This window comes from Streptomyces profundus (assembly GCF_020740535.1).
In the GTDB taxonomy this organism is placed as follows: domain Bacteria; phylum Actinomycetota; class Actinomycetes; order Streptomycetales; family Streptomycetaceae; genus Streptomyces; species Streptomyces profundus.
This window is the reverse complement of the sequence record NZ_CP082362.1, coordinates 2358301-2383017: the sequence shown is the minus strand read 5'-3', so window position 1 is coordinate 2383017 and position 24717 is coordinate 2358301. Positions and strand designations below refer to the sequence as shown.

The following is a 24717-nucleotide window of genomic DNA, read 5'->3' as shown; positions in this document are numbered from 1 at the left end:
TTTGGGGGTGAAGCGGCCCGTGGGGAGGCGGTTGCCCGGCTGAAGGTCGAACGGTCCGCGCCGAGGTTGCGGCGTAGCCGCCTCCGCCGGCAGGTGTCTCTCCGGCTGGAGGCCAGGCTGCCCCCGGGCGGCGCCGGAGATTACCGGCCGGTCGGTGCGTCCCCGGCGTAGCCGCCCCCGCCGGCAGACGTCTGCACCGGCCGGAGGCCAGGCCGCCCCGCCGGCAGGCGTCTGCACCGGCCGGAGGCCAGGCTGCCCCCCGGGCGGCGCCGGAGATTACCGGCCGGTGGTGCGTCCCCGGCGTAGTCGTCCGCACCGGCCGGCGGTTACCTGGCTGGCGGGCTGAGCCGGCCGCCGGCCGGAGGCCAGGCCGCCTCCGCCGGCAGGCGTCTGCACCGGCCGGAGGCCAGGCTGCCGCCGGGCGGCGCCGGAGATCACCGGCCGGTGGCGTAGCCGTCTCCGCCGGGAGGTGAACCGGCCCGCAGGCAGGCGGCTACCCGGCCGGGGGCCGGGTCCCCCGCCGAAGCTGCGGCGCAGCCGCCCCGCCTGGGAGGGCTCAGAAGCGGCGGGTGATGAGGGCCTTCTTGACCTCCTGGATGGCCTTGGTGACCTCGATGCCCCGGGGGCAGGCGTCGGTGCAGTTGAACGTGGTGCGGCAGCGCCACACGCCGTCCTTGTCGTTGAGGATCTCCAGGCGCCGCTCGCCGCCCTCGTCGCGGGAGTCGAAGATGAAGCGGTGCGCGTTGACGATCGCCGCCGGGCCGAAGTACTGGCCGTCGTTCCAGAAGACCGGGCAGGACGAGGTGCACGCCGCGCAGAGGATGCACTTGGTGGTGTCGTCGAACCGCTCGCGGTCCGCCGCGGACTGGAGGCGCTCGCGGGTGGGCTCGTTGCCCGAGGTGATGAGGAACGGCATCACGTCGCGGTACGCCTGGAAGAACGGGTCCATGTCCACGATCAGGTCCTTCAGGACCGTCATGCCCTTGATCGGCTCGACCAGGATCGGCTTGGTGGCGGTCGAGCCCTTGATCGTGGTGATGTCCTTGATCAGCGTCTTGCAGGCCAGCCGGTTCTTGCCGTTGATCCGCATCGCGTCCGAGCCGCAGATCCCGTGGGCGCAGGAGCGGCGGAACGTCAGCGTGCCGTCCTCGTCCCACTTGATCTGGTGCAGCGCGTCGAGGACCCGCTCCTTGGGGTCGATCGCGATCTCGAAGTCCTGCCATGTCGCGTCGGCGGAGACCTCGGGGTTGAAGCGGCGGATCCGGAAGGTGACGGTGACCAGGTGGTCGGCGTCCGCCGTGCCGGTGGCGGACTTCTCCATCGTCGGGGTGGCCATCAGTACTTACGCTCCATCGGCTGGTAGCGGGTCTGGACGACGGGCTTGTAGTCGAGCCGGATCGCCTCGTTGCCCTCGGTGTCCACCTCGCGGTACGCCATGGTGTGCCGCATGAAGTTGACGTCGTCGCGGGTCGGGTAGTCCTCGCGGTAGTGGCCGCCCCTGGACTCCTTGCGGGCCAGCGCCGAGACCACGAGCACCTCGGCGAGCTCCAGGAGGTTGCCCAGCTCCAGGGCCTCCAGCAGGTCGGTGTTGAACCGCCGGCCCTTGTCCTGGACCGAGACGTCGCGGTAGCGGCGGCGCAGCTCCGTGATCTCCTCAAGGGCTTCCTTGAGGGTCCCCTCGGTGCGGAACACCATGGCGTTCTTGTCCATGGTCTCCTGGAGGTCCCGGCGGATGTCGGTGACCCGTTCGCCGCCCGTGGCGTCGCGCATCCGCTCGACCTCGGTGGCGACGAGGCTCTCCGGCTCCTCGGGCAGCGGCACGAAGTCGGCCGTGGCCGCGTACTCGGCGGCGGCGATGCCGGCGCGGCGGCCGAACACGTTGATGTCCAGCAGGGAGTTGGTGCCGAGACGGTTGGCGCCGTGCACCGAGACGCAGGCGACCTCGCCGGCCGCGTAGAGCCCCGGCACCACGTCCGTGTTGTTGGCCAGCACCTCGCCCCGCACGTTGGTCGGCATCCCGCCCATGGCGTAGTGCGCGGTCGGCTGGATCGGGATCGGGTCGGTGTAGGGCTCGATGCCGAGGTAGGTGCGCGCGAACTCGGTGATGTCCGGCAGCTTGGCGTCGAGCTGCTCGGGCGGCAGATGGGTGAGGTCGAGGAAGACGTGGTCGCCCTCGGGGCCGCAGCCCCGGCCCTCGCGGATCTCCGTGTAGATGGAGCGGGAGACCACGTCGCGGGAGGCCAGGTCCTTCATGACGGGCGCGTACTTCTCCATGAAGCGCTCGCCGTCCTTGTTCCGCAGGATGCCGCCCTCGCCGCGCGCGCCCTCGGTGAGCAGGATGCCCATCTTCCAGATGCCGGTCGGGTGGAACTGGAAGAACTCCATGTCCTCCAGCGGCAGTCCGCGCCGGAACGCGGCGGCCTGGCCGTCGCCGGTCAGGGTGTGCGCGTTGGAGGTCACCTTGTAGAACTTGCCGTTGCCGCCGGAGGCGAAGACGACGGCCTTGGCCTGGAAGACGTGCAGCTCGCCGGTGGCCAGCTCGTAGGCGACGACGCCGGCGGTGCGGCGCTGCCCGTCGACCTCGGTCAGCAGCAGGTCCAGGACGTAGAACTCGTTGTAGAACTCCACGCCCTCCTTGACGCAGTTCTGGTACAGCGTCTGAAGGATCATGTGGCCCGTGCGGTCAGCGGCGTAGCAGGAGCGGCGCACGGGGGCCTCGCCGTGGTTGCGGCTGTGGCCGCCGAACCGCCGCTGGTCGATGCGGCCCTCGGGGGTGCGGTTGAAGGGGAGGCCCATCTTCTCCAGGTCGAGCACGGAGTCGATGGCCTCCTTGGCCAGGATCTCCGCGGCGTCCTGGTCCACCAGGTAGTCGCCACCCTTGACGGTGTCGAAGGTGTGCCACTCCCAGTTGTCCTCCTCGACGTTGGCGAGCGCCGCGGCCATGCCGCCCTGCGCCGCGCCGGTGTGCGAGCGGGTCGGGTAGAGCTTGGTCAGCACCGCTGTCCGGCTGCGCTTGGTGGCCTCGATGGCCGCGCGCATACCGGCGCCGCCGGCGCCGACGATGACGGTGTCGTACTTGTGGATCTGCATAGCTCGAATGCCTCGTCAGCCCCGGTGCGTCAGCGGATGTTCGGGTCGAAGGTGAAGATCACCAGGGTGCCCAGCAGCACGGTGAAGACCGTGGCCGTGTACAGCAGCATCTTCAGCCAGAAGCGGGTGCCGTCCCGCTGCGCGTAGTCGTTGATGATCGTGCGGAGCCCGTTGGCGCCGTGCAGCATGGCGAGCCAGAGCATGATCAGGTCCCAGGCCATCCAGAACGGGGAGGCCCAGCGCCCGGCGACGAACGCGAAGCTGACCTTGCTGACGCCCCCGTCGAGCACCAGCTGGATCAGCAGGTGGCCGAGGACCAGCACCACGAGGACGATGCCGGACAGGCGCATGAACAGCCAGCCGTACAGCTCGAAGTTGGTGCGGGTGGACTTCGGCGTCCTCGCCGTGCGGGCGCGCGGCGGCTCGATCAGCGGCGCGGGGTTGTCGGGGCTGATGGCGGCGGTGGTGTCAGTTGACCCTGCGGACATGGTGATCAGCTCCCGAACACTTCGCGGGCGGCGTGCCCGAGCACCGGGTAGGCGGCGCCGGCCATCAGCACGACCCAGAGACCGACGACGGTCCACAGCATCTGACGCTGGTAGTTGGTGCCCCTGGACCAGAAGTCGACGGCGACGACGCGCAGGCCGTTGAGCGCGTGGAAGAGCACCGCGGCCATCAGGCCGTACTCCATCAGGGCCACGACCGGCGTCTTGTAGACCGCGATGGTGTCGTCGTACGCCTCTGGTGAGACGCGGACCAAAGCGGTGTCCAGCACATGGACGAACAGGAAGAAGAAAACGAGGACACCGGTAACGCGGTGCGCCACCCATGACCACATGCCTTCCCGGCCGCGGTACAACGTTCCTGCCGGCACGGAAGAACCCTTCGCACGCGATATCACAGGGGCCTGCCGGCAGATCCAGTTCTCGTGGGGACGTCGGGCGGGCCCGGCCGGGTACGGTCCACCGGCCGCGCACATGGTATCGACGCGTATCGGCTCGCTTGCCCCGGGGGCCCACAGGTGCGATAAATCCGGCATCGCCGTCATCCGTTTGCCACCCGCTGGGCAACGGCTACCGTCGGATTATGCGACAAGCGCCATGGCGAATATTCGCACTGGTCGGCGCGGTAGCGGTGATAGCCACAGCTCTGGTCTTCACCGTCGCCCGTCCGTCCGGCGACCCCCACGAGTCCGCCAGGTCCCACACCCCCCAGGGCCGAGGCGACTCACCCTCCCCAGCGACCCCGCTGCCCACCGGACCGGGCGAGGCCCCGGAGACGGTGCCGGCGGTCCGTTCCTTCGAACCGGCCCCAGGACCAGGCTGGGCGCCGGCCGACTCCACCCGGGTGGTGACCGACCCGGAAGGGCCGCTCGCCGACGAGGCCGACCGGCTGGCCGACGAGCTCTCCCTCGACCGGGCCGACGAGGACCCGGGGGCAGGCGACATCGAACTGCGCCTCGACGAGGACGCCGACACGGGCGACGAGGGCTACCGGCTGGTGACCGAGGACCAGCGGGTCACCATCACCTCGGCCACCGAGGCCGGCGCCTTCTACGGCACGGTCACCCTCGCCCAGGCCGTGCGCGGCCAGGGCGGCGTGGCCCAGGGCACCATCGAGGACCAGCCGGACCGCCCCCAGCGCGGCTTCAGCCTGGACACCGCGCGCAAGTCCTTCGACGCCGACTGGATCGAGCAGCGGCTGCGCGAGATGGCCGAGCTGAAGCTCAACCAGTTCCAGTGGCACTTCAGCGACGACCAGGGCTTCCGGGTGGAGAGCGAGACCCATCCCGAGGTCGTATCGGACGACGCCCTCAGCAAGGACGAGGTCCGCTCCATCATCCGACTGGCCGAATCGCTGCACATCACCGTGATTCCCGAGATCGACTCGCCAGGACACCTCGGCGCGGTGCTGGCCGCCCACCCCGACCTCCAGCTGCGCGAGCCGGACGGCAGCGAGACCAGGGGCGCCATCGACATCTCCCAGCCGGAGGCCGCCGAGATCGTGGACGACCTGCTGCGCGAGTACGCCGAGCTCTTCCCCGGGGACTACCTGCACCTGGGCGGCGACGAGTACGCCGCGGTCATGCGCCAGGACCCGGAGGGCACCTACCCGGAGCTGACCCAGGCCGCCAGGGAGCGGTTCGGCGACAACGCGACCGTGGCCGATCTGGCCACCGGCTGGCTCAACGACCGCGCCGACACCGCGCGGGACGCCGGCAAGATCCCGCAGGTCTGGAACGACGGCATGCACGCCGGCGGCGAGGTCCAGCCCGACGAGGACCGGGAGGTCACCTACTGGACCGGGCGGGAGATCGGCGCCAGGGAGCCGGAGGAGTACCTGGAGGGCGGTTGGCCGCTGATCAACATGAACTCCGAGTACCTCTACTACGTGTTGGGCGAGCCCAACGAGTTCACCTATCCGACGGGTGAGCGCATCTACGACGAGTGGACGCCGGACGTGGTGCGCGGCAGCTCGCCGGTGCCGGACGAGTTCGCCAACCCGCGTGACGTGCCGGGCGGCCGGTTCGCCGTCTGGTGCGATCTGGCCGACGCGCAGACCCAGGAGCAGGTGGCCCAGGGCATCGTCGGGCCGCTGCGGGCGGTGGCCCAGAAGCTCTGGGACCCGCGTGAACCCGCCCTGGACTGGGCCGCGTTCAGCGAGCTGGCCGACCGGGTGACGACGAACTGAGCCCGCCGGCGGCCCCGTTCGTCAGCCGCCGGCCGGCTCGCCCTCGGCGGGGTCGCGACCCTCGGCCGGATCCGCTCCGGCCGGGGGCCGCCCGCGTCCGGCCGGCGGGCGGACCCCGGCCGGCATCCGGCCCGCCTCCCGCAGGGCCCGCCGGATCAGGTAGTCGAGCTGCGCGTTGGTGCTGCGCAGCTCGTCCGCCGCCCAGCGGGCGAGCGCCTCGTGCACGGCCGGATCGAGGCGCAACAGCACCTGCTTGCGCGCCCTTCGGGCGGAGCGGTCGGTCACTGGTAGAGGGTCCCGGTGTTCACCACGGGCTGCGGGGCGCTGCTGCCGCAGAGCACCACCAGAAGATTGGACACCATGGCAGCCTTGCGCTCCTCGTCCAGGTCCACCAGATCGAGTTCGGTCATCCTGGCCAGCGCGGCCTCCACCATGCCGCAGGCGCCCTCCACGATGGTCTCGCGGGCCGCCACCACCGCGCCCGCCTGCTGGCGTTGGAGCATCGCTGAGGCGATCTCAGGCGCGTAGGCGAGGTGGGTGAAGCGGGACTCCACGATCCGCACCCCGGCGGCCTCGACCCGCGCGGTCAGCTCGACGGCCAGCTTCTCCGTGATCTCCTCGGCGTTGCCGCGCAGCGAGAGCACGTCGTCGGCCGCGTCGTAGGGGTACTCGATCGCGATGTGCCGCACCGCCGACTCGGTCTGGGTGGCGACGAACTCAAGGAAGTCGTCCACCTCGAAGCTGGCCTGCGCGGTGTCCCGCACCTGCCAGACGATCACGGCGGCCAGCTCGATCGGGTTGCCGTGCGCGTCGTTGACCTTCAGCACCGCGGTCTCGTGGTTGCGGACCCGGGTGGAGATCTTGGCGCGGGTGGTCAGCGGGTTGACCCAGCGCAGTCCGTCCTTGCGGATGGTGCCCACGTAGCGGCCGAAGAACTGCACCACCCGCGCCTCGCCGGGGGCGACCATGTTGAGCCCGCTCATCGTCAGCAGCGAGCCGAGGGAAAGCAGCCCGCCCAGCACGATCAGCGGCACGCCCGCGCCGGCCGAGCCGTCGGCGGCCAGCACCCCGCCCAGGATCGCGGCGGCGACGCCCAGCAGGGTGCCGACGAAGGTGAGCAGCAGCGCGAGGCCGCCCGAGAGGCTGTGCGCCTCGGTCTCCCGGATCGAGGGTGCCGGCTGTGCGGGCGGTTGGGCGGCGGGTTCCGGCTGGGACATGGGGCCTCGTTTCCGTGGGGAGTGGCTGCCCGAGCCGGTGTGAGACGAGTCTCACACCGCTCCGGAGCTGCTGTCTAGCAAAGTGATAGCACATTAGCCCGAAAAGGAGGCCACGAGGAAGCCTTGCGACGGCGAGGTGTGAAGAGCGTGGCCGTCCCGCGAGAAACGGCGAGGCGCGGGGGACAGCCGGGGCCGCCACCCCCCACAGGAGAGACCCCGGCTGCCGCCGGACGCGAGCCCGTCCCGGGCCGAGTCCGTACATCTCTCTGCGTTGGGCGCGGGGATTCCGTTACCGCGCGGATGCGGCCGGATGCGCCATGGACGATGCCGCCGGGGACGCGTAGCGTTCAGACGCCAGGGACACACAGTTACCACCGCTGGAACGCGTGTGCGGCGATCAGGCCGCAAAGGGGGCGGGAGTGCAGGGGGCAGACACGGAGCTGACCGAGGCGGTTCGCGCCGCTCAGGGCGGTGACGAGACGGCGTTCCACGCCGTCTTCCACGCCGTCCATCCACGGTTACTCGGGTACGTCAGAACCATCGTGGCCGAGCCCGACGCGGAGGACGTCACCGCCGAGGCATGGCTCCACATATCGCGTGACCTCGGACGATTCGTCGGCGACGCGGATCGCTTCCGGGGCTGGGCCGCGCGGATCGCGCGCAACAGGGCGCTCGACCACCTGCGGGCGCGCGGCAGACGACCCAAGGAGTGCGGCACCGACGAGACGGTGCTCGCCGATCTACCCTCGTCGGCGGACACGGCCGAGGAGGCCATCGCCGCCCTGGGGACGAGCAGGACCATGGAGCTGGTCGCCGAACTGCCCCACGAGCAGGCCGGCGCGGTGATGCTGCGCACGCTCTTCGGGCTCGACGCGAAGCGGGCGGCGCTGCTGCTCGGCTCCCGCCCGGGCGCGGTGCGCACCGCCAACCACCGGGGGCTGCGGCGCCTCGCCGAGCTGGTGGAAGAGCCCACCACCTCGGGCGTGTAACGCAAACGGGGCCTACGGCGCAGTAAGAAGCAGGCCGACTGGTCATCGGCCGCAGGGGCGAAACCCGAGGTCCCCCCCGTACCTCAGGGAGCCCCAGGCGTGGGTGGGGCGGATTTCCCCCAGCCCCACCCACGCCGTCTCCAGGGGCCGCCCCGCGGCCCCTTCGCCCTTTCCGGGCCCCTCCGCCGCCCTCCTCGCGCCTCGTCATCGACGACGGTTTCCCGCGCGGGCCTTTCGCGCGGATGTTCCCGGCGGCATTCTGGAAATCCTCCCGATGTCATTTCTGTCGGGCCGCGCGCCTTCCCTGCTTCTCCCGGGAATACCCCGGTCAATTGCCGCCGCATTGCCGGAAGGCGTTTCGGGAGGTGCTTCGGCGGACGTTTCGGCGGACGTTTGGGCGGGCTTTCGCGCCCGGCGGGCCCAGCCCCTGAAACACGCAGGTGAACGGTGCGGATCAGCTCAGGGCACATGCTGTGAACAATGGCCCATCCCAAGGTGAACTCCTGGTGTTCCCGAGGCAGTTAGAGTTTATGTGTCGTGTTGTTAACTGGTTGTTGTGACTGAGTTGGCCCGGCACTCGAAACGGCTGCCTAATGTTCAGAACGTGCCCGATTCATCCCCCACCCCGCTCCGCGTGGCCGTGCTGGCGGATTCCGACACCCGGTGGAAATGGGGCGCCCTCACGGCGCGCCGCATAGCCCCCGAGTCGACCGTCCACGGCTACCTGCTCTGGGGCCGCGCCACGCCCACCGCGCGGCAGCTGGCGGAGATCGGCGCCGAGGCGGACGAGCTGGACGAGATCAACGCGGTCGACTTCCTCGCCGAGCAGGGCCGCCGCGCCCAGGCCGGCGCCGGCGACCCGGCCGACACCACAGCTGGCACAGCCGGCACGGCCGACACCGCCGAGCCGCCGTTCGACCTGCTGGTGCTGGCCTGCGTCGGCGGCACCACCCAGGCGATGCTGCACGGGCTCGCCCGGGTCTGGCAGGGCGTCGCCCGGCGCCCCGTGGTGGTCACCGGCTATGTCGGGGTGGTCTACGAGAAGCTCTCCGACGGACTGCTGCTGCGCCACGGCGCCGATCTGGTGCTCGCCAACAGCCGCTATGACGCCGGACGGTTCCGGGCCGTCTACGACGGGGTGCGCGCCGGCAGCGCGTCCGTCACCGAGTGCGCCCTCCCGTTCCTCGGCGGCACGCCCTACGATCCGGGCCCCGCGCGGAGCGGTGCGCGGCCGACGCGGGTCGTCTTCGCCGTGCAGCCCTCCGTGCCCCACGGGCGCGCGGAGCGCGCCTACCTCCTGGAGCGCGCGATGGCGCACGCCCGGCGCAACCCGGAGCGCGAGGTGGTGCTCAAGCTGCGCAGCAAGCCGAGCGAGCACACCACCCACATCGAGGAACTGCCCTACCAGCGACTCGCCGAACGCGCCAAGGAGACCTGGCCGGAGAACTTCCGCCTGGCCTACGGCAACATGGGCGAGGTCCTGGACGGGACCGACCTGCTGGTGACGGTCAGTTCGACGGCGGCCCTCGAATCGCTTGAGCGCTCCATCCCCACCGCGGTCCTCACCGACCTCGGCGTGCGCGAGCCGCTCGGCAACCACTACTTCATCGGTTCGGGCTGCCTCGCGTCCTGGGACGAGTTGGACGACGGACTGCTGCCGACGCCCGACCCCACCTGGCTCGCCGAACAGGGCATCACCCGGGGCGCGGAGAGCGTCGAGCACGGCTTCGCCGTCGCGCGCGGCCGGCTGACCGGGCTGCTTGACCAGCGCCGGCTCACCGGACTGCCCGCGCTGTCCCCCTACTACACGCCGCGCACCGCGCCCGGCTATCTGCCGACGCTGCTCGCCCGGCACGGCCTTGACATCAAGGGCGAGCCGCTGGCCGCGCAGCCGTCCAACGGCGCGGACGCCGGCGTGCGCGCCGCCTCACGCCGGCTGCTGCGCCGCACCGCGCGCGGCGCCTACCGCGCCGGCGCCCAGCGCGTCGCCCCGCTGATCCGCCGCTGGGGGCAGCTGTGACCACCCCTCCCGGCCAGCCGACCGACCCGCCGACCGAACCCGAACCAGAACGAAGGCGTGAGCCATGAGCACAGTGCTGGCCGTGATCCCCGCGCGCGGGGGTTCCAAGGGGGTGCCGGGCAAGAACCTCGCGCCCGTGGGGGACGCCCCGCTGATCACCCGCGCCGTCCGGGAGTGCCGCGCCGCGCGGCTGTTGACCTCGGTGGTGGTCTCCACCGACGACCCCGGCATCGCCGCGGCGGCGCACGCCGCCGGCGCCGAGGTGGTGGAGCGCCCGCAGGAGATCTCCAGCGACACCGCCACCAGCGAGGCGGCCGTGCTGCACGCCATGGGCGTCTACGAGGAACGGCACCGGGTGACGGTCGACGTGGTGCTGCTGATCCAGTGCACCAGCCCGTTCATCAGCCGCGAGGAGATCGACGGCGTCACCGCCGCCGTGCTGGACGGCGCCGACACCGCGCTCACCGTGGCCCCGTTCCACGGCTATGTCTGGCGCGAGGCGAGCGCGACCGGCGGGCAGGGCGTCAACCACGACAAGGCGTACCGGCCGCGTCGGCAGGACCGGCCGCAGGACCTGCTGGAGACCGGCGCCGCCTACGCCATGCGCTCGGCCGGCTTCCGCACCGAGCGGCACCGCTTCTTCGGCCGCACCGAACTGGTCCGCGCCGACCCCGCCCGGGTGCTGGAGATCGACGACCCGCACGATCTGGCCCGCGCCCGCGCCCTGGCCCCGCTGCTGGACGGCGGCCGGAACCCGATAGCCGGCGGCGGCGACTCCGACCGCTTCCCGCGCTTCCGAGGGTTCCAGGACGTCAGGAGCTTCTCGGACTTCAACGACTTCGGGGACTACCTCCCCACCCGCGCCGATATCGACGCGGTGGTACTCGACTTCGACGGCACCCAGACCGACGACCGGGTGCTCGTCGACTCCGAAGGACGGGAGTTCGTCGCCGTGCACCGGGGCGACGGGCTCGGCGTCGCCGCGCTGCGCCGCGCGGGGCTCGCCGTGCTGATCCTGTCCACGGAGGAGAACCCGGTGGTCGCCGCCCGGGCGCGCAAGCTGCGCGTCCCGGTACTCCACGGCATCGACCGGAAGGACCTCGCCCTCAAGCAGTGGTGCGAGGAAGCGGGCATCGCGCCGGAGCGCGTGCTCTACGCGGGCAACGACGTCAACGACCTGCCCTGCTTCCACCTGGTCGGCTGGCCGGTGGCCGTCGCCAGCGCCCATGACGTCGTGCGCTCAGCCGCCCGCGCGGTCACCTCCGCGCCAGGGGGCGCAGGCGCGATCCGCGAGATCGCCTCGTGGCTCCTCGGAAAGGAACTCAACGCATCATGACCGCAGGAAACCGGCTCCGTCAGATCGGCGACCGCATCGTGGGCCCGGGCCGCCCGGTCTACATCACCGGCGAGATCGGCATCAACCACAACGGTGACCTGGAGAACGCCTTCGCCCTGATCGACGCCGCCGCCGAGGCCGGCTGCGACGCCGTCAAGTTCCAGAAGCGCACCCCGGAGATCTGCACCCCGCGCGACCAGTGGGAGATCGAACGCGACACCCCCTGGGGTCGGATGACCTACATCGACTACCGCCACCGGGTGGAGTTCGACGAGGACGCCTACCGGTCGATCAACGACTACTGCGTCAAGCGCGGGCTGCACTGGTTCGCCTCCCCTTGGGACAACGAGGCCGTCGCGTTCCTGGAGAACTTCGACGTCCCCGCCTACAAGGTGGCGTCCGCCTCGCTCACCGACGACGAGCTGCTCAGGACGCTGCGCGCCACCGGCCGCACCGTGATCCTCTCCACCGGCATGTCCACGCCGCAGCAGATCCGGCACGCCGTCGAGGTGCTGGGCAGCGAGAACATCCTGCTCTGCCACGCCACCAGCACCTACCCGGCCAAGGCCGAGGAGCTGAACCTGCGGGTGATCCACACCCTCCAGGCCGAGTACCCCAACGTCCCGATCGGCTACTCCGGGCATGAGACGGGCCTCCAGACGACGCTCGCCGCCGTCGCGCTCGGCGCCGTCTTCGTCGAGCGGCACATCACCCTCGACCGCGCCATGTGGGGCTCCGACCAGGCCGCCTCCGTGGAGCCGCAGGGGCTGACCCGGCTGGTCAGGGACATCAGGACCATCGAGGAGTCCCTCGGCGACGGCGTCAAGCGGGTCTACGACAGCGAGCGCGCGCCGATGAGGAAGCTGCGCCGTATCAAGGGCGTCATTGCCGAGAGCGAGGAGAACGCGCCGGAGCCCGCCACGGTCTGACCTGCGGTCGGCCTGGCCGGCCCCCCGCCCGCTGGCGCGGGCGGGGGGCGGGGCCTCGGACCTCGGTGGCCGCTGGCCGCTGGGGCCTGGCGACGGATGGGCGGTGGCGGCGCGTCGGCAGCCCCGGCCAACCCCGGGGCCCCGCCCCGGACCCCGCCGGTCCGGACCCGCCGGTCCCGTCCGGGGCCGGGGGCGTCGGGGCCCTGTCCCGGGCCCCGGTGGGCCGGGGAACGGCGGGTCGGGCTTCGGTGGGCCGGGTGTGCCGGGGCGCTGCCCCGGTCCCCGGCGGTCCGGTACTGCCGGGAACGGCGGGTCGGTGCTGCCGGGGGTGGTGGCCCGGGTTCGGGCCGGGAGTGCTGGGGCGTTGTCCCGGGCCCCGGTGGGGCCGGTACTGCTGGGAACGGTGGTCCGGTACCACCGGGAACGGTGGGTCGGGCTCGGGCCGGGGTGTCGGGGTCCTGCCCCGGACTCCGGCGGTCCGGTACTGCCGGGAACGGTGGCCCGGGTTCGGGCCGGGTGTGCCGGGGCGTTGCCTCGGTCCCCGATGGGGCCGGTACTGCTGGGAACGGTGGGCCGGTACCACCGGGGACGGCGGGTCGGGCTCGGGCCGGGGGTGTCGGGGTCCTGCCCCGGGCCCCGGTGGGTCGGGAGTGTCGGGGCGGGTCTTGGGCGGTTGTGTCGGGGTCCGGGAGGGACGGTATCGCCGGGGGGCCGGGTCGGTTCCGGGTGTTGCTCTGGACGTCGACGGTCCGGGGGCGGGGGTCCCTGGGCGCCGGTCCAGGCCGGAGCCATCGGGGCAACGCCCCGATGGGGGCATCGCCCGGGGCGCCGGTCCAGGCCGGGGCCATCGGGGACGGAGGGGTGGTCGGTACGGCCGGCGGGTGGGGTGGAGGTCAGCCGGACCTCCGGCATCGTGGAGAGTTTCGGGACGGGAGAGGTCCATGAGCGAGTCCGAGGCCACCACGCTGGCCTTCGCCGAGAGCCCGGTGCAGCTGCTCAACATACTGGAGTGGGCGCGCGGCGCCGACGCCGGTCGTTGCGTGCTGGTGGTGCTGCCGCCCCGCGACCCCACCACCCGGGGGCAGCTGCGCCGGATGGCGGGGCTCGCCACCGATTCGGGCCACGAGGTCCGCTGGCAGGAGGCGCGCGGCGGCGCCGCCACGCCGACCAGGGCGCTGGCCGCGCTGGCGGGGCCCCTGCGGCGGGCCCGCCGGCTGGTGATCGGCGACCCGTTCTCCCGCTACCTCCAGCTGCTGCTCTCGCTCACCGGACCACGCGATGTGGTGGTGGTGGACGACGGCACGGCGACCATGGAGTTCGTCTCCCAACTGGCCGACGGGGAACGGCTGGTGCGCTGGCACCGGCCCGCCGGCAGGGGCCCGGCCGGGCTGCTCTTCGCGCCGGTCGCGCGCCGTGCGGTGCACCGTCTGCGCCCCGGCGCCGGCCACACCGTCGAGGTGTTCACGGCCATGCCGGTGCGGCGCCTCGACGGGATAACCGTCACCGAGAACGCGTTCCTCTGGACGCGGGAGCACTTCGGCCGGCCCCGGGTGACGGAGGGCGCCGACCTGGTCGGCACCTCGCTGGTGGAGACGGGGGTGCTCCGCGAGGACCGCTATCTGGCCGCCGTCACCGACCTCGCCAGGGAGCACGGGGTGGCCCGCTACTGGGCGCACCGCAAGGAGAGCGCGGAGAAGCTCCGCCGGCTCGGACAGGTGGCGAACGTCGAGGTGGTCAGGCCCGACCTGCCGCTCGAACTGGTCGCCCGACGCGGGCCGATAGGCGGCCGGATCCTGAGCTTCCCCTCCACGGTGGTGCACACCCTGCCCCGGGTGCTGGCGGACACCGAGGTCAAGGTGTTGGTCTGCGCGCTGGCCGAGGGCTGGTTCACCGACCGGGTGACGGCACGGGCCAGCGGCTTCCTCTCCAATGTGACCACCACGGCGCGCGGCGTGCACGGCCTGGTCTCGCTGCCGGCGCCGCAACCGTGACGCCCCGTCCGATCCCAGCCGCCCGTCAACAACCCGGGCAACAACAGCCATTCGCAAACAAGCGTGGATAAGAGAGCACTCATACCCAGTCGCCAGTGGGCGTAATCGGCCGGGATCGCTTCTGTTGCGTGAACTTTGCATGATCAACCGCCCACCGGGCGGTGATCGGGGCTAACCTCGGTCACGTGAGTGATCTGCTGTCCCCTCAGTCCACCCCCACGACGCTCGATGACGCGCTGCGTGCGGAGCTGATCGCGTTCCGTCGCGACCTCCACCGGCATCCCGAGCTGGGGAACCAGGAAGTACGCACCACCGCCGTCATCAAGGACCGCCTGGAGCGGGCCGGGCTCGCGCCACGCGTGCTGGACAGCGGCACGGGGCTGGTCTGTGACATCCGCCCCGAGGGCGCGGGGGGAGAGCTGCTCGCACTGCGCGCCGACATCGACGCGCTGCCCATTCCGGACACCAAGACCGTCCCCTACCGCTCCACCGTTCCTGGCCGGGCGCACGCCTGCGGCCACGACGTGCACAGCACGGTGGTGCTCGGCGCGGGTCTTGTGCTGGCCAGGCTGGCGGCCGAGGGGCGGCTGTCCCGCCCGGTGCGGCTCCTCTTCCAGCCGGCCGAGGAGGTGCTGCCCGGCGGCGCCACGGACGCCATCGAGTCCCGGGTGCTCCAGGGCGTCGGCCGCATCCTGGCGCTGCACTGCGATCCCAAGGTCGAGGCCGGGCGGATCGGCCTGCGCACCGGCGCCATCACCTCGGCGTGCGACCGGATCGAGATCAAGCTCGCCGGGCCCGGCGGCCACACCGCCCGCCCGCAGCTGACCACCGATCTCGTCACCGCGGCGGCCAAGGTGGTGACCGAGGTGCCCGCGCTGCTGGCCCGCCGGGTCGACACCCGCGCCGGCCTGGCCGTCACCTGGGGCCGGCTCCAGACGGGCCACGCGCCCAACGTCATCCCGGGGAGCGCCGAGCTGTCCGGCACGATGCGCTGCCTGGATCTGGACACCTGGCGGCTGGCGCCCGACCTGGTGCACGCGGCGGTGGACGAGGTGGCCACGATGTGGCGCGCCAAGTCCGAGATCCAGTACATCAGGGGTGTCCCGCCGGTGGTCAACGACGCGGTCTCCGCCGCGCTGCTCGGCGACGCGATGACGGCCAGGTTCGGCGCCGACAGCATCGAGTCGACCGAGCAGAGCCTCGGCGGCGAGGACTTCTCCTGGTATCTGGAGCAGGTGCCGGGCGCCATGGCCAGGCTCGGCGTCCGCCCCAGGGGCGAGGCGGGGGCCACCCCGCGCGATATCCACCAGGGGGACTTCGACGTCGACGAGCACGCGATCTCGGTCGGCGTCGATCTGCTGACGGCCGCCGCGCTGCTGAGTTAGCGAGCCGCGGGGGAAGTATCGGACCGGTAGGGGAGGGGAGGGCGGCCCAGGATGCGGCGATGACGTGCGACGTTGCGCGCCGGTCCGGAAAGTCGCCCTCCGGAGGCGCTCATGTTGCGTCCACGTTGCCTTAACACCGATCTGATAACAGGCGGAACTCGTGGCTTCCGCGTCTGTCTACGCGCGTTACGATCGGCCCCAACAGCGCCGTAAGAGGCGCTTCACACCCGAAGGGATCGGTCCTCTTGCGTCGCGTATCCAGGTTCGCAGCAACGGTCGCCATCGCCGCGACGCTGGCCCTGACCGCCAGCGCCTGTGGTGAGAGTTCGACGGACTCCAACGACAGCAACGACAGCGGTGAGGCCAAGGGCCCCGGCATCGCGTTCGACGTCGGTGGTCGTGACGACCACTCGTTCAACGAGGCCGCCGCCGCCGGCGCCGACCGGGCCACCGAGGCCCTCGGCCTCGACGAGGCCGAATTCCAGACGGCGCGCAGCGGCGAGACCAACGCCGACCGCGTGCAGCGGCTCTCCTCGCTGGCCAGCGAGGGCTACAACCCGGTGATCGGTGTCGGCTACCTCTACGACGCCGCCATCACCGAGGTCGCCGCCGAGTTCCCCGACACCACCTTCGGCGTGGTGGACGCCGCCCCCGAGGGCGACAACATCTACGGCATGGTCTTCGCCGAGCACGAGGTCTCCTATCTCGCCGGCGTGGCCGCCGCGTTGAAGAGCGAGAGCGGCAGCGTCGGCTTCATCGGCGGCGTGGACAACCCGCTCATCCAGAAGTTCGAGGCGGGCTTCGTCCAGGGCGTCACCGAGACCGACCCGGACATCGAGATCGAGGTCGACTACCTCTACGCCGATGACGACCGCGGCTTCGCCGACCCGGCCCGGGCGAGCCAGAAGGCCGACGCCATGCTCGGCCGGGGCATCGACGTGATCTACACCGCCGCCGGCGCCTCGGGCACCGGTTCGATCGAGCAGGTCGCCGGTGTCGAGGGCGCCTGGGCGATCGGCGTCGACTCCGACGCCTACCTCCAGCCCGGTCTCGCCGAGTACCAGGACTCGATCCTGACCTCGGGTGTCAAGCGGGTCGACGTCGCCGTCGAGGACCTGATCACCAGCGTCCACAACGGTGACGCCCCGTCCGGTGTGCACGAGTACTCGCTGGCCGAGGACGGCGTGGCGCTGGCCACCTCCGGCGGGTTCATCGACGACATCAAGGACGAGCTGGACGCCGCGACCGAGCAGATCGTCAACGGCGAGATCACCGTCAGCGACACCCCGTAACGACAGCCGGACCCGCGCCCGCGCCGTCCCCCCATGCCGGGGCGGACGGCGCGGGCGCGGTACCGTCTGCCCCACCCGTCCCGCCCCACCGCCCCCGGGCGGCGCTCCTTCGCTCCCGAGGAGAGTGCGTCATCCCAGCCTCCAGCAGTCCGCCCCAACCTCCGAAGGACGCCGAGGAGTTCGGCGCTCCGGCGGTGGCCCTGCGCGGCATCACCAAACGTTTCCCCGGCGTGGTCGCCAACCACGACATCGACATCACCGTGCGGCGCGGCACCGTGCACGCGCTGGTCGGCGAGAACGGGGCGGGCAAGTCCACCCTGATGAAGATCCTCTACGGGATGCAGCGTCCCGACGAGGGGACCATCGCGATCGACGGGGAGCAGGTCAGCTTCCGGGGCCCGGCCGAGGCCATCGCGCGTGGCATCGGCATGGTGCACCAGCACTTCATGCTGGCCGACAACCTGACCGTGCTGGAGAACGTCGTGCTGGGCGCCGAGAAGGCGTACGGCATCGGCGGGCGCGCCCGCCGGCGGATCGCCGAGCTGTCCGAGACCTACGGGCTGAACGTCAGGCCGGACCTGCTGGTCGAGGACATCGGCGTGGCCGACCGGCAGCGCGTCGAGATCCTCAAGGTCCTCTACCGGGGCGCCCGCACGCTGATCCTGGACGAGCCGACGGCCGTGCTGGTCCCGCAGGAGGTGGACGCCCTCTTCGGCAACCTCCGCGACCTGACGGCCGAGGGCCTGACCGTGCTGTTCATCTCGCACAAGCTGGGCGAGGTGCTCTCGGTGGCCGACGAGATCACCGTCATCAGGCGCGGCACCACGGTCTCCACCGTGCTGCCGGGCGAGACGGACCCCAAGCGGCTGGCCGAGCTGATGGTCGGCAGCGAGCTGCCGACCCCCGCCACCCGCGAGTCCACCGTCACCGACGAGCCGATGCTCACCATCTCGGGGCTGCACCTCTCCGGGGTCGACTCGGACGGGCGCAAGCGCGAGGTGCTCGCCGACATCGACTTCACCATCCACCGGGGCGAGGTGCTGGGCATCGCCGGGGTCGAGGGCAACGGCCAGGCCGAACTGGTCGAGGCCGTGATGGGCATCCGCAAGCCGGACGGCGGCACCATCACGCTGAACGGCGAGGAGATCTCGCAGGCGCCGACCCGCCGCCGCCGCGAGGCCGGCATCGGCTATGTCCCCGAGGACCGGCACCGCCACGGCCTGCTGCTGGACGCCCCGCTCTGGGAGAACCGGATGCTGGGCCATGTCACCGAGCCGCCCAACTCCAAGGGGCCCTGGCTGACGGGCAAGGACGCCAAGGCCGACACCCGGCGGATCGTCGCCGAGTACGACGTGCGCACCCCGGGGATCGACGTCACCGCGGGATCGCTCTCCGGCGGCAACCAGCAGAAGCTGATCGTCGGCCGCGAGATGAGCCACCAGCCGAGGGTGCTGATCGCCGCCCACCCCACCCGGGGGGTGGACGTGGGCGCCCAGGCGCAGATCTGGGACGAGATCCGCCGCGCCCGCCGCGAGGGCCTCGCCGTGCTGCTGATCTCCGCCGACCTCGACGAGCTGATCGGCCTCTCCGACAGCCTGCGGGTGATGTACCGCGGCCGGCTGGTCGCGGACGCCGACCCCGCCACCATCACCCCGGAGGAACTGGGCACCGCCATGACCGGCACCACCAGCGGCCATCTGACGGCCGAGCACGGCGAAGCGGGGTCCGAGGACTCCGACGGCTCCGAGGGAGGTGCCGCATGACCCCGGGCAAGCCAGGCGTGGTCGCGCGCCGGCTGGGCGAGCGGGACCGCGAGAAGCTGATACTCGGCTTCGCCGCCCCGGTGTTGGCGCTGGTCACCGCGATCGCGATCACCTCGCTGGTGATGGCGGCGACGGGGGACAACCCGTTCACCGCCTTCTCCGCGATGTTCGACTACGGCTCCAAGAGCGACAGCCAGGTCTGGATCCTCAACAAGGCGATCCCCTACTACCTGTCGGCGGTCGCCGTCGCCATCGGCTTCCGGATGAACCTCTTCAACATCGGGGTCGACGGGCAGTACCGGGTGGCGGCCTTCTTCGCCGCCGTGGTGGGCGGCGCGCTGAGCCTGCCGGGCTTCATCCAGATCCCGGTGATCCTGCTGGTCGCGATGGTCTGCGGTGGCGTCTGGGCCGGCATTGCCGGCTATCTGAAGGCCACCAGGGGCGTCAGCGAGGTGATCACCACCATCATGCTGAACTTCATCGCCGGCTCGCTGATCGCCTACTTCCTCCAGGCCGGACGCCTCGCCGAGCGCGAGGGCAACATCGTCCACACCCCGGACATCCCCGAGTCCAGCCACTTCTTCGAGATCCCCACCAACGTCCAGGCGATCCACGGCACGGTGGTGATCGCCATCGTCATCGGCATCGCCTACTGGTTCCTGCTCAGCCGCACCCGCTTCGGGTTCGACCTGCGGGCCGTGGGCCGCTCCGAGTCGGCCGCCGAGGCCAGCGGGGTCAGCGTCTCGCGCACCGTGATCACGGCGATGCTGCTGTCGGGCGCGGTCGCCGGTCTGGTCGGGATGCCCACGCTGCTCAACGACTCGGGCAACTACGGCAACGACTTCCCCGAGGGCCTGGGCTTCACCGGCATCGCCATCGCGCTCCTCGGCCGCAACCACGCGGTCGGCATGGCCTTCGCCGCGCTGCTCTGGGCGTTCCTCGAACGCACCGGTACCCACCTGGAGTTCCGGGGCTTCGACCAGGAGCTGGTCGGCGTGATGCAGGGCATCATCGTGCTCTCCGTCGTCGTCGCCTACGAGCTGGTGCGCCGCTGGGGCGTCCGCCGACAGCAGCGCCTGGTGGGGGAGAAGCTCGCCCAGGCCAGGAAGAGCGACGACGCGCCGGAGGTGTCCGCGTGACCAGCAATCTGAACACCATGCTGGCGAGGGTCCGCCCACGCGGCCCGGTGGAGGGCGGCGGCCGTCCGGGGCTGACGTACCCGAAGCTGCTGCTGCTGATCGCCGGCGCCCTGTTCCTGCTCTCGCTGGTCCGGGTCCTCACCGACGAGAACAGCCTCACCGCCACCTCGCAGTGGACCGCGGCGATGACGTTCGCCGTGCCCATCGGCCTGGCCGGGCTCGGCGGCCTGTGGGCCGAACGCGCCGGCGTGATCAACATCGGCCTTGAGGGCATGATGATGCTCGGCCTCTTCGCCGCCGGCTGGATCGGCTGGCAGCACGGCCCCTGGGCCGCGGTGGTGGCCGGCGTCATCGGCGGCGTGCTGGGCGGCCTGGTGCACGCCCTGGCCACGGTCACCTTCGGCGTCGACCACATCGTCTCCGGTGTGGCCATCAACATCCTGGCCCTGGGCGTGGTGCAGTTCCTCGCCAAGCAGTGGTTCGGCGGCGAGGGCAGCGAGGCGGCGGCGGCCGGCGGCAACGACAAGCAGTCGCCGCAGATGGAGCGGATAGAGCCGTTCAGCGTCCCTGGCGTCTCCGACTGGCTGGCCGACCTGGACGAACAGCGCTGGTTCCTGATCTCGGACGCGGCGGGCGTGCTGCGCGCCGTCGTGCACAACGTCTCCTGGCTGACGGTGCTCGCCGTGCTGCTCTTCGTCGGCACCTATCTGCTGCTCTGGCGCACGTCCTTCGGGCTGCGGCTGCGCTCCTGCGGCGAGAACCCGCAGGCCACCGAGTCGCTCGGGGTCAACGTCTACCTCTACAAGTACGTCGCGCTGGCCGTCTCCGGCGGGCTCGCCGGGCTCGGCGGCGCCTATCTGGCCGTCCTCATCCGGATGTACCAGGACGGGCAGACCGGCGGACGCGGCTACCTCGGCCTGGCCACCATGATCTTCGGCAACTGGCGCCCCGGCGGCGTCGCCGCGGGTGCCGGCCTCTTCGGCTTCATGGACGCGCTCCAGACCCGGGGCGGCGGCGCGGTGGTGCACGCCACGCTGCTGCTCTTCGCGCTGATCCTGCTGGGCGTCGCCGGCTGGCAGTACTACCGGGGCCGTTGGGTGGTCGCGGTCGCCCTGGTCGGCGTCGCCGCGCTGCTGTGGCTCTGGTACTCGGTCACCGAGACCATGCCGCTCGAACTGGTCACCGCCAGCCCGTATCTGACGACGCTGCTGGTGCTGACGCTCTTCGCGCAGCGCCTGCGCACTCCACGGGCGATCGGAAAACCGTACCGACGCGGGGAGGGCGGCTGATGGCCGAGCCCACCCTCGACTGGCCGGCGCTGCGCGCCGCCGCCAGGGACGCCAGGTCCCGGGCCTACGCCCCCTACTCCCAGTACCCGGTGGGCGCCGCAGCGCTGGTCGACGACGGGCGGTTGGTGACCGGCTGCAACGTGGAGAACGCCTCCTACGGCCTGGGCCTGTGCGCCGAGTGCGGCCTCGTCTCCGCGCTGCACGCCTCGGGCGGCGGCCGGCTCACCCACTTCAGCTGCGCCAACGGCGCGGACGAGGTGATCACCCCGTGCGGCCGGTGCCGCCAGCTCCTGATGGAGCACGGCGGCCCCGACCTGCTGATCGACACCGCCGAAGGCCCCCGCCCGCTGGCCGAACTCCTCCCCCTCGCCTGGGAACTCGACCGCTGACCCGCACCGCCCCACCCTTGTTTGCCCGTACCCCTTCTCACGTTCGGACGCGACGCTGCCATGGACGCCATCTCCATCATCCGTACCAAGCGCGACGGCGGAGTGCTCAGTGATGAGCAGATCGACTGGGTGGTCGCCGCCTACACGGCGGGGGAGGTGGCCGACGAGCAGATGTCGGCGCTCGCCATGGCCATCCTGCTGAACGGCATGGAACGGCCCGAGATCGCCCGCTGGACGGCGGCGATGATCAACTCAGGCGAGCGGATGGACTTCGGCGCGCTCGCGCTGCCCACCGCCGACAAGCACTCGACGGGCGGCGTCGGCGACAAGATCACGCTGCCGCTGGCCCCGTTGGTCGCCGCCTGTGGTGCGGCCGTGCCGCAGCTGTCGGGGCGCGGACTCGGCCACACCGGGGGCACCCTGGACAAGCTGGAGGCCATCCCCGGCTGGCGGGCGCAGCTCTCCAACGCCGAGATCCAGGGCGTGTTGGCCGACGCGGGCGCGGTGATCTGCGCGGCCGGCGAGGGCCTGGCCCCGGCCGACCGGAAGCTGTACGCGCTGCGCGATGTCACCGGCACCGTCGAGTCGCTGCCGCTCATCGCCTCGTCGATCATGTCCAAGAAGATCGCCGAGGGCACCGGTTCGCTGGTGCTGGATGTGAAGGTCGGCTCCGGCGCCTTCATGAAGACGCTGCCGGACGCCCGCGCGCTGGCCGAGACCATGGTGGGGCTCGGCACCGACCACGGGGTGCGCACCGTGGCGCTGCTCACCGACATGTCCACGCCGCTGGGGCGCACCGCGGGCAACGCCCTTGAGGTGCGGGAGTCCGTCGAGGTGCTGGCCGGTGGCGGGCCCGCCGACGTGGTGGCGCTGACCCTGGCGCTGGCCAGGGAGATGCTGGACGCGGCGGGGCTGCCGGACGCCGATCCGGAGCGCGCGCTGGCCGACGGTTCGGCGATGGACCGCTGGCGCCGGATGATCAGCGCCCAGGGCGGCGATCCGGACGCGCCGCTGCCGGTGGCCGGCGAGCGCCATGTGGTGCCGGCGCCGGCCAGCGGGGTGCTGTCCACGCTGGACGCCTACGCGGTGGGGCTCGCCGCCTGGCGGCTCGGCGCCGGGAGGGCCCGCAAGGAGGAGAGCGTACAGGCCGGGGCCGGCGTCGAACTGCACGCCAAGCCGGGCGACCCCGTGGTGGCCGGCCAGCCGCTGCTGACCCTGCACACCGATACGCCGGAGCGGTTCGACGGCGCCCTTGAGGCGCTGGCCGGGGCGGCCGTCGAGGTGGTGCCGGCGGAGCGGGCGCACGAGGTCGCCGTGCCGGAGACGGTGCTGGGCCGCGTCGCCTGACGGGGCGTGAGGGCGGCGGTCGAGGACCGCCGAGCGGAACCTCTCGCCACGGGCGCGCGCCGGCGCGCACCCGTTCACCACCGTTTCCTGAACCGACAGCCGTCCGCTGTCCATGATGTCGGATTTCTTGCCATGATCGTCATTGATGGCCAGGGCCTGTCTCTTAGGCCGTCGCGGGTCAGCGAGCGGCGTCAGACGTGGTGCATCGCAAGGCGCCGGATCGCAGCTCGTACTTGCCCGTACTTGCGCGATTCGGTAACGCAGCGAGGTGCCGTGGCTGTCGTCGCGAGCCCGCGACGGTCTGAGAGCCAGGCCCTAGTACCCTGTGCTGTGGCGATGACGGAACGAGGCGGCGGGAGGTGGTGCTGCGATGCGCAGTGAACCTCCCAGCCATCCACGGCGCCACGCTCTTCCGCCCAGGTAGCCGATCCGCCTGGGGCGTTGGGCGTGTGCGCGCACATCGGATGTCCGTCGCCGCCCACCGTTCCCTGGGGGTTCCCCCGTCATGACGCACCTTCCCATGCTGCTGGACGAGCAGGACCTGGCCGGCGCCCTTGAGTGGTTGGAGACCCAGCCGCCCTACGCCATCGCGGACGAGATCGCCCGGATGGACGAGGTGCAGTCCGTCGTCACCTTCCGGCTGCTCGACAAGGACCGGGCGCTTGAGGTCTTCGAGGAGCTGGATCCGGTGGACCAGCAGCAGATCCTCGAAGGGCTGCGGGACCAGGCGTTCCGCGAGCTGGTCGAGCATATGGACCCGGACGACCGGGCCCGGATGCTCAAGGAGGCGCCGGCCAAGGTCGCCCGCCGCGTGCTGGCCGGGCTGAGCGCCCACGAACGGCAGATGACGGCCGCGCTGCTCGGCTATCCGGAGGGCTCGGTCGGCCGCTTCATGACGCCCGAGACGGTCGCTCTGCAACAGGAGTTGACGGCAGGTCAGGCGCTGGAGGTGGTGCGGCGGCGGGGTGCCCACGCCGAGACCATCTACACCCTGCCGGTGGTGGACAGGGGCCGCCGGCTGACCGGCATCGTGGAGCTGCGGGAGCTGGTCCTCAGCGAGCCGGGCGCCATGGTGCACGATCTGGTGGTGACGGCCCCGCCGATGGCCAGGGCCACCGAGCCGGCCGAGGCCGCCGCCCGGCTGATGCGCGAGACCAACGTGCTCGACCTGCCGGTCGTGGACAGCGAGGACCGCCTGGTCGGGCTCCTCACCAGCGACGACGCCTTCGAGGTGATCGAGGCCGCGGACACCGAGGACGTCGCCAGGCAGGCCGGCTCCGAGCCGCTGGAGCGGCACTACATGTCGGCCAGCGTCTTCCGGCTCTCCCGCACCCGGATGATGTGGCTGATGCTGCTGCTGGTCGCGGCCACGCTCACCGTCTCCGTCACCCAGATGTACGAGGGCGAGCTGGAGGAGGTCACCCAACTCGCGCTCTTCGTCCCGCTGTTGATCGGCACCGGCGGCAACGCCGGCGCCCAGGCGGCCACCGCCGCCGTGCGGGCGCTCGCCGTCGGCGAGGTGCGCACCTCGGATCTGCTGCGGGTGATCTGGCGCGAGTGCCGCACCGGACTGCTGCTGGGCGCGATGCTCGCCGTGGTCGGCTTCCTGGTCGGCTCGTTCTTCGTGGGCCCCGACGTGGCGGCGGTCGTCGCCGTCACCCTGGTGGTGATCTGCGCCTGGGCGTCCACGGTCGGCGGCATGATGCCGCTGCTGGCGAAGAAGCTGCGGATCGACCCGGCGGTGGTCTCCGCACCGATGGTGACCACCCTCGTGGACGCCACCGGGCTGGTGATCTACTTCAGCACGGCCAAGCTGGTGCTGGGCATCTGACGGCGTTGAGGGACGGAGC

The 24717-nt window shown here is 71.8% G+C and carries 20 protein-coding genes; 14 read left to right on the top strand and 6 right to left on the bottom strand.

Annotation, left to right across the window (positions count from 1 at the left end; all coding sequences use genetic code 11):
* Window positions 1-556: 556 nt before the first annotated feature.
* Genes K4G22_RS10290 through sdhC form a run of 4 tightly spaced genes read right to left on the bottom strand, consistent with a single transcriptional unit; the run spans window position 557 to window position 3964 of the window.
* The gene (locus K4G22_RS10290; protein ID WP_228079583.1) at window positions 557-1336 is read right to left on the bottom strand and encodes a succinate dehydrogenase iron-sulfur subunit; all 780 of its coding nucleotides are present in this window, start codon (window positions 1334-1336) and stop codon (window positions 557-559) included.
* Window positions 1336-3090: a succinate dehydrogenase flavoprotein subunit gene (gene sdhA / locus K4G22_RS10285; protein WP_228079582.1), complete on the bottom strand. Its 1755-nt coding sequence runs from the start codon at window positions 3088-3090 to the stop codon at window positions 1336-1338. The genes K4G22_RS10290 and sdhA overlap by 1 nt, the downstream gene beginning before the upstream one ends.
* A gap of 29 nt (window positions 3091-3119) precedes the next feature.
* Complete coding sequence (locus K4G22_RS10280; RefSeq protein ID WP_228079581.1) at window positions 3120-3578, bottom strand: succinate dehydrogenase hydrophobic membrane anchor subunit; 459 nt, start codon at window positions 3576-3578, stop codon at window positions 3120-3122.
* A 5-nt stretch (window positions 3579-3583) separates the two neighbouring features.
* The gene (sdhC, locus tag K4G22_RS10275; protein WP_228079580.1) at window positions 3584-3964 is read right to left on the bottom strand and encodes a succinate dehydrogenase, cytochrome b556 subunit; all 381 of its coding nucleotides are present in this window, start codon (window positions 3962-3964) and stop codon (window positions 3584-3586) included.
* A 212-nt stretch (window positions 3965-4176) separates the two neighbouring features.
* Between sdhC and K4G22_RS10270 the strand changes: the two genes are divergently transcribed.
* Window positions 4177-5781: a family 20 glycosylhydrolase gene (locus tag K4G22_RS10270; protein WP_228079579.1), complete on the top strand. Its 1605-nt coding sequence runs from the start codon at window positions 4177-4179 to the stop codon at window positions 5779-5781.
* Window positions 5782-5802: 21 nt separating this feature from the next.
* Here the strand turns inward: K4G22_RS10270 and K4G22_RS10265 are convergent, their stop codons facing one another.
* Both K4G22_RS10265 and K4G22_RS10260 read right to left on the bottom strand, forming a co-directional pair.
* Window positions 5803-6066: a type II toxin-antitoxin system antitoxin gene (locus K4G22_RS10265; RefSeq protein ID WP_228079578.1), complete on the bottom strand. Its 264-nt coding sequence runs from the start codon at window positions 6064-6066 to the stop codon at window positions 5803-5805.
* A complete protein-coding gene (locus K4G22_RS10260; RefSeq protein WP_228079577.1) occupies window positions 6063-6998 on the bottom strand; it encodes an SPFH domain-containing protein in 936 nt (311 codons plus the stop codon). Before K4G22_RS10260 ends, K4G22_RS10265 begins: the two co-directional genes overlap by 4 nt.
* A 419-nt stretch (window positions 6999-7417) precedes the next feature.
* Here K4G22_RS10260 and K4G22_RS10255 point away from each other — a divergent pair, with 419 nt between their 5' ends.
* The 13 genes from K4G22_RS10255 (at window position 7418) to mgtE (ending at window position 24698) form a co-directional block, all read left to right on the top strand.
* Window positions 7418-7987 carry an RNA polymerase sigma factor gene (locus tag K4G22_RS10255; protein WP_228079576.1) on the top strand — a complete coding sequence of 190 codons (570 nt, stop codon included), beginning with the start codon at window positions 7418-7420 and terminating at the stop codon, window positions 7985-7987.
* A 604-nt stretch (window positions 7988-8591) separates the two neighbouring features.
* On the top strand, window positions 8592-10007 hold the full coding sequence (locus K4G22_RS10250) for a DUF6716 putative glycosyltransferase (RefSeq protein WP_228079575.1): 1416 nt from the start codon (window positions 8592-8594) through the stop codon (window positions 10005-10007).
* 64 nt (window positions 10008-10071) lie between these two features.
* On the top strand, window positions 10072-11343 hold the full coding sequence (locus K4G22_RS10245; protein ID WP_228079574.1) for an acylneuraminate cytidylyltransferase: 1272 nt from the start codon (window positions 10072-10074) through the stop codon (window positions 11341-11343).
* Window positions 11340-12272: an N-acetylneuraminate synthase family protein gene (locus K4G22_RS10240; RefSeq protein WP_228079573.1), complete on the top strand. Its 933-nt coding sequence runs from the start codon at window positions 11340-11342 to the stop codon at window positions 12270-12272. The genes K4G22_RS10245 and K4G22_RS10240 overlap by 4 nt, the downstream gene beginning before the upstream one ends.
* A 941-nt stretch (window positions 12273-13213) precedes the next feature.
* Complete coding sequence (locus K4G22_RS10235; RefSeq protein ID WP_228079572.1) at window positions 13214-14263, top strand: hypothetical protein; 1050 nt, start codon at window positions 13214-13216, stop codon at window positions 14261-14263.
* A gap of 185 nt (window positions 14264-14448) precedes the next feature.
* Window positions 14449-15648, top strand: a complete 1200-nt coding sequence (locus K4G22_RS10230) for an amidohydrolase (RefSeq protein WP_228079571.1) — start codon at window positions 14449-14451, stop codon at window positions 15646-15648.
* Window positions 15649-15893: 245 nt separating this feature from the next.
* Complete coding sequence (locus K4G22_RS10225; protein ID WP_228079570.1) at window positions 15894-16940, top strand: BMP family lipoprotein; 1047 nt, start codon at window positions 15894-15896, stop codon at window positions 16938-16940.
* A gap of 131 nt (window positions 16941-17071) precedes the next feature.
* Window positions 17072-18703 (top strand): ABC transporter ATP-binding protein, encoded by a 1632-nt coding sequence (locus K4G22_RS10220; protein WP_228084037.1) that lies wholly within the window; start codon window positions 17072-17074, stop codon window positions 18701-18703.
* Window positions 18700-19842, top strand: a complete 1143-nt coding sequence (locus K4G22_RS10215; RefSeq protein WP_228079569.1) for an ABC transporter permease — start codon at window positions 18700-18702, stop codon at window positions 19840-19842. The genes K4G22_RS10220 and K4G22_RS10215 overlap by 4 nt, the downstream gene beginning before the upstream one ends.
* A gap of 17 nt (window positions 19843-19859) precedes the next feature.
* Window positions 19860-21131, top strand: coding sequence for an ABC transporter permease (locus K4G22_RS10210; protein WP_228084036.1), 1272 nt, complete (start codon window positions 19860-19862; stop codon window positions 21129-21131).
* Window positions 21131-21520, top strand: coding sequence for a cytidine deaminase (locus K4G22_RS10205; protein ID WP_228079568.1), 390 nt, complete (start codon window positions 21131-21133; stop codon window positions 21518-21520). The genes K4G22_RS10210 and K4G22_RS10205 overlap by 1 nt, the downstream gene beginning before the upstream one ends.
* Window positions 21521-21580: 60 nt before the next feature.
* Window positions 21581-22867, top strand: coding sequence for a thymidine phosphorylase (locus K4G22_RS10200; RefSeq protein WP_228079567.1), 1287 nt, complete (start codon window positions 21581-21583; stop codon window positions 22865-22867).
* A gap of 505 nt (window positions 22868-23372) precedes the next feature.
* Window positions 23373-24698 carry a magnesium transporter gene (gene mgtE / locus K4G22_RS10195; RefSeq protein WP_228079566.1) on the top strand — a complete coding sequence of 442 codons (1326 nt, stop codon included), beginning with the start codon at window positions 23373-23375 and terminating at the stop codon, window positions 24696-24698.
* Window positions 24699-24717 lie beyond the last annotated feature (19 nt).

What these genes read in the sequence shown, in the direction of transcription:
- K4G22_RS10290 (WP_228079583.1), bottom strand. Translation starts at nt 1,336, where the DNA reads ATGGCCACCCCGACGATGGAGAAGTCCGCCACCGGCACGGCGGACGCC.
- sdhA (WP_228079582.1), bottom strand. Translation starts at nt 3,090, where the DNA reads ATGCAGATCCACAAGTACGACACCGTCATCGTCGGCGCCGGCGGCGCC.
- K4G22_RS10280 (WP_228079581.1), bottom strand. Translation starts at nt 3,578, where the DNA reads ATGTCCGCAGGGTCAACTGACACCACCGCCGCCATCAGCCCCGACAAC.
- K4G22_RS10270 (WP_228079579.1), top strand. Translation starts at nt 4,177, where the DNA reads ATGCGACAAGCGCCATGGCGAATATTCGCACTGGTCGGCGCGGTAGCG.
- K4G22_RS10260 (WP_228079577.1), bottom strand. Translation starts at nt 6,998, where the DNA reads ATGTCCCAGCCGGAACCCGCCGCCCAACCGCCCGCACAGCCGGCACCC.
- K4G22_RS10245 (WP_228079574.1), top strand. Translation starts at nt 10,072, where the DNA reads ATGAGCACAGTGCTGGCCGTGATCCCCGCGCGCGGGGGTTCCAAGGGG.
- K4G22_RS10240 (WP_228079573.1), top strand. Translation starts at nt 11,340, where the DNA reads ATGACCGCAGGAAACCGGCTCCGTCAGATCGGCGACCGCATCGTGGGC.
- K4G22_RS10235 (WP_228079572.1), top strand. Translation starts at nt 13,214, where the DNA reads ATGAGCGAGTCCGAGGCCACCACGCTGGCCTTCGCCGAGAGCCCGGTG.
- K4G22_RS10215 (WP_228079569.1), top strand. Translation starts at nt 18,700, where the DNA reads ATGACCCCGGGCAAGCCAGGCGTGGTCGCGCGCCGGCTGGGCGAGCGG.
- K4G22_RS10210 (WP_228084036.1), top strand. Translation starts at nt 19,860, where the DNA reads ATGCTGGCGAGGGTCCGCCCACGCGGCCCGGTGGAGGGCGGCGGCCGT.
- K4G22_RS10205 (WP_228079568.1), top strand. Translation starts at nt 21,131, where the DNA reads ATGGCCGAGCCCACCCTCGACTGGCCGGCGCTGCGCGCCGCCGCCAGG.
- K4G22_RS10200 (WP_228079567.1), top strand. Translation starts at nt 21,581, where the DNA reads ATGGACGCCATCTCCATCATCCGTACCAAGCGCGACGGCGGAGTGCTC.
- mgtE (WP_228079566.1), top strand. Translation starts at nt 23,373, where the DNA reads ATGACGCACCTTCCCATGCTGCTGGACGAGCAGGACCTGGCCGGCGCC.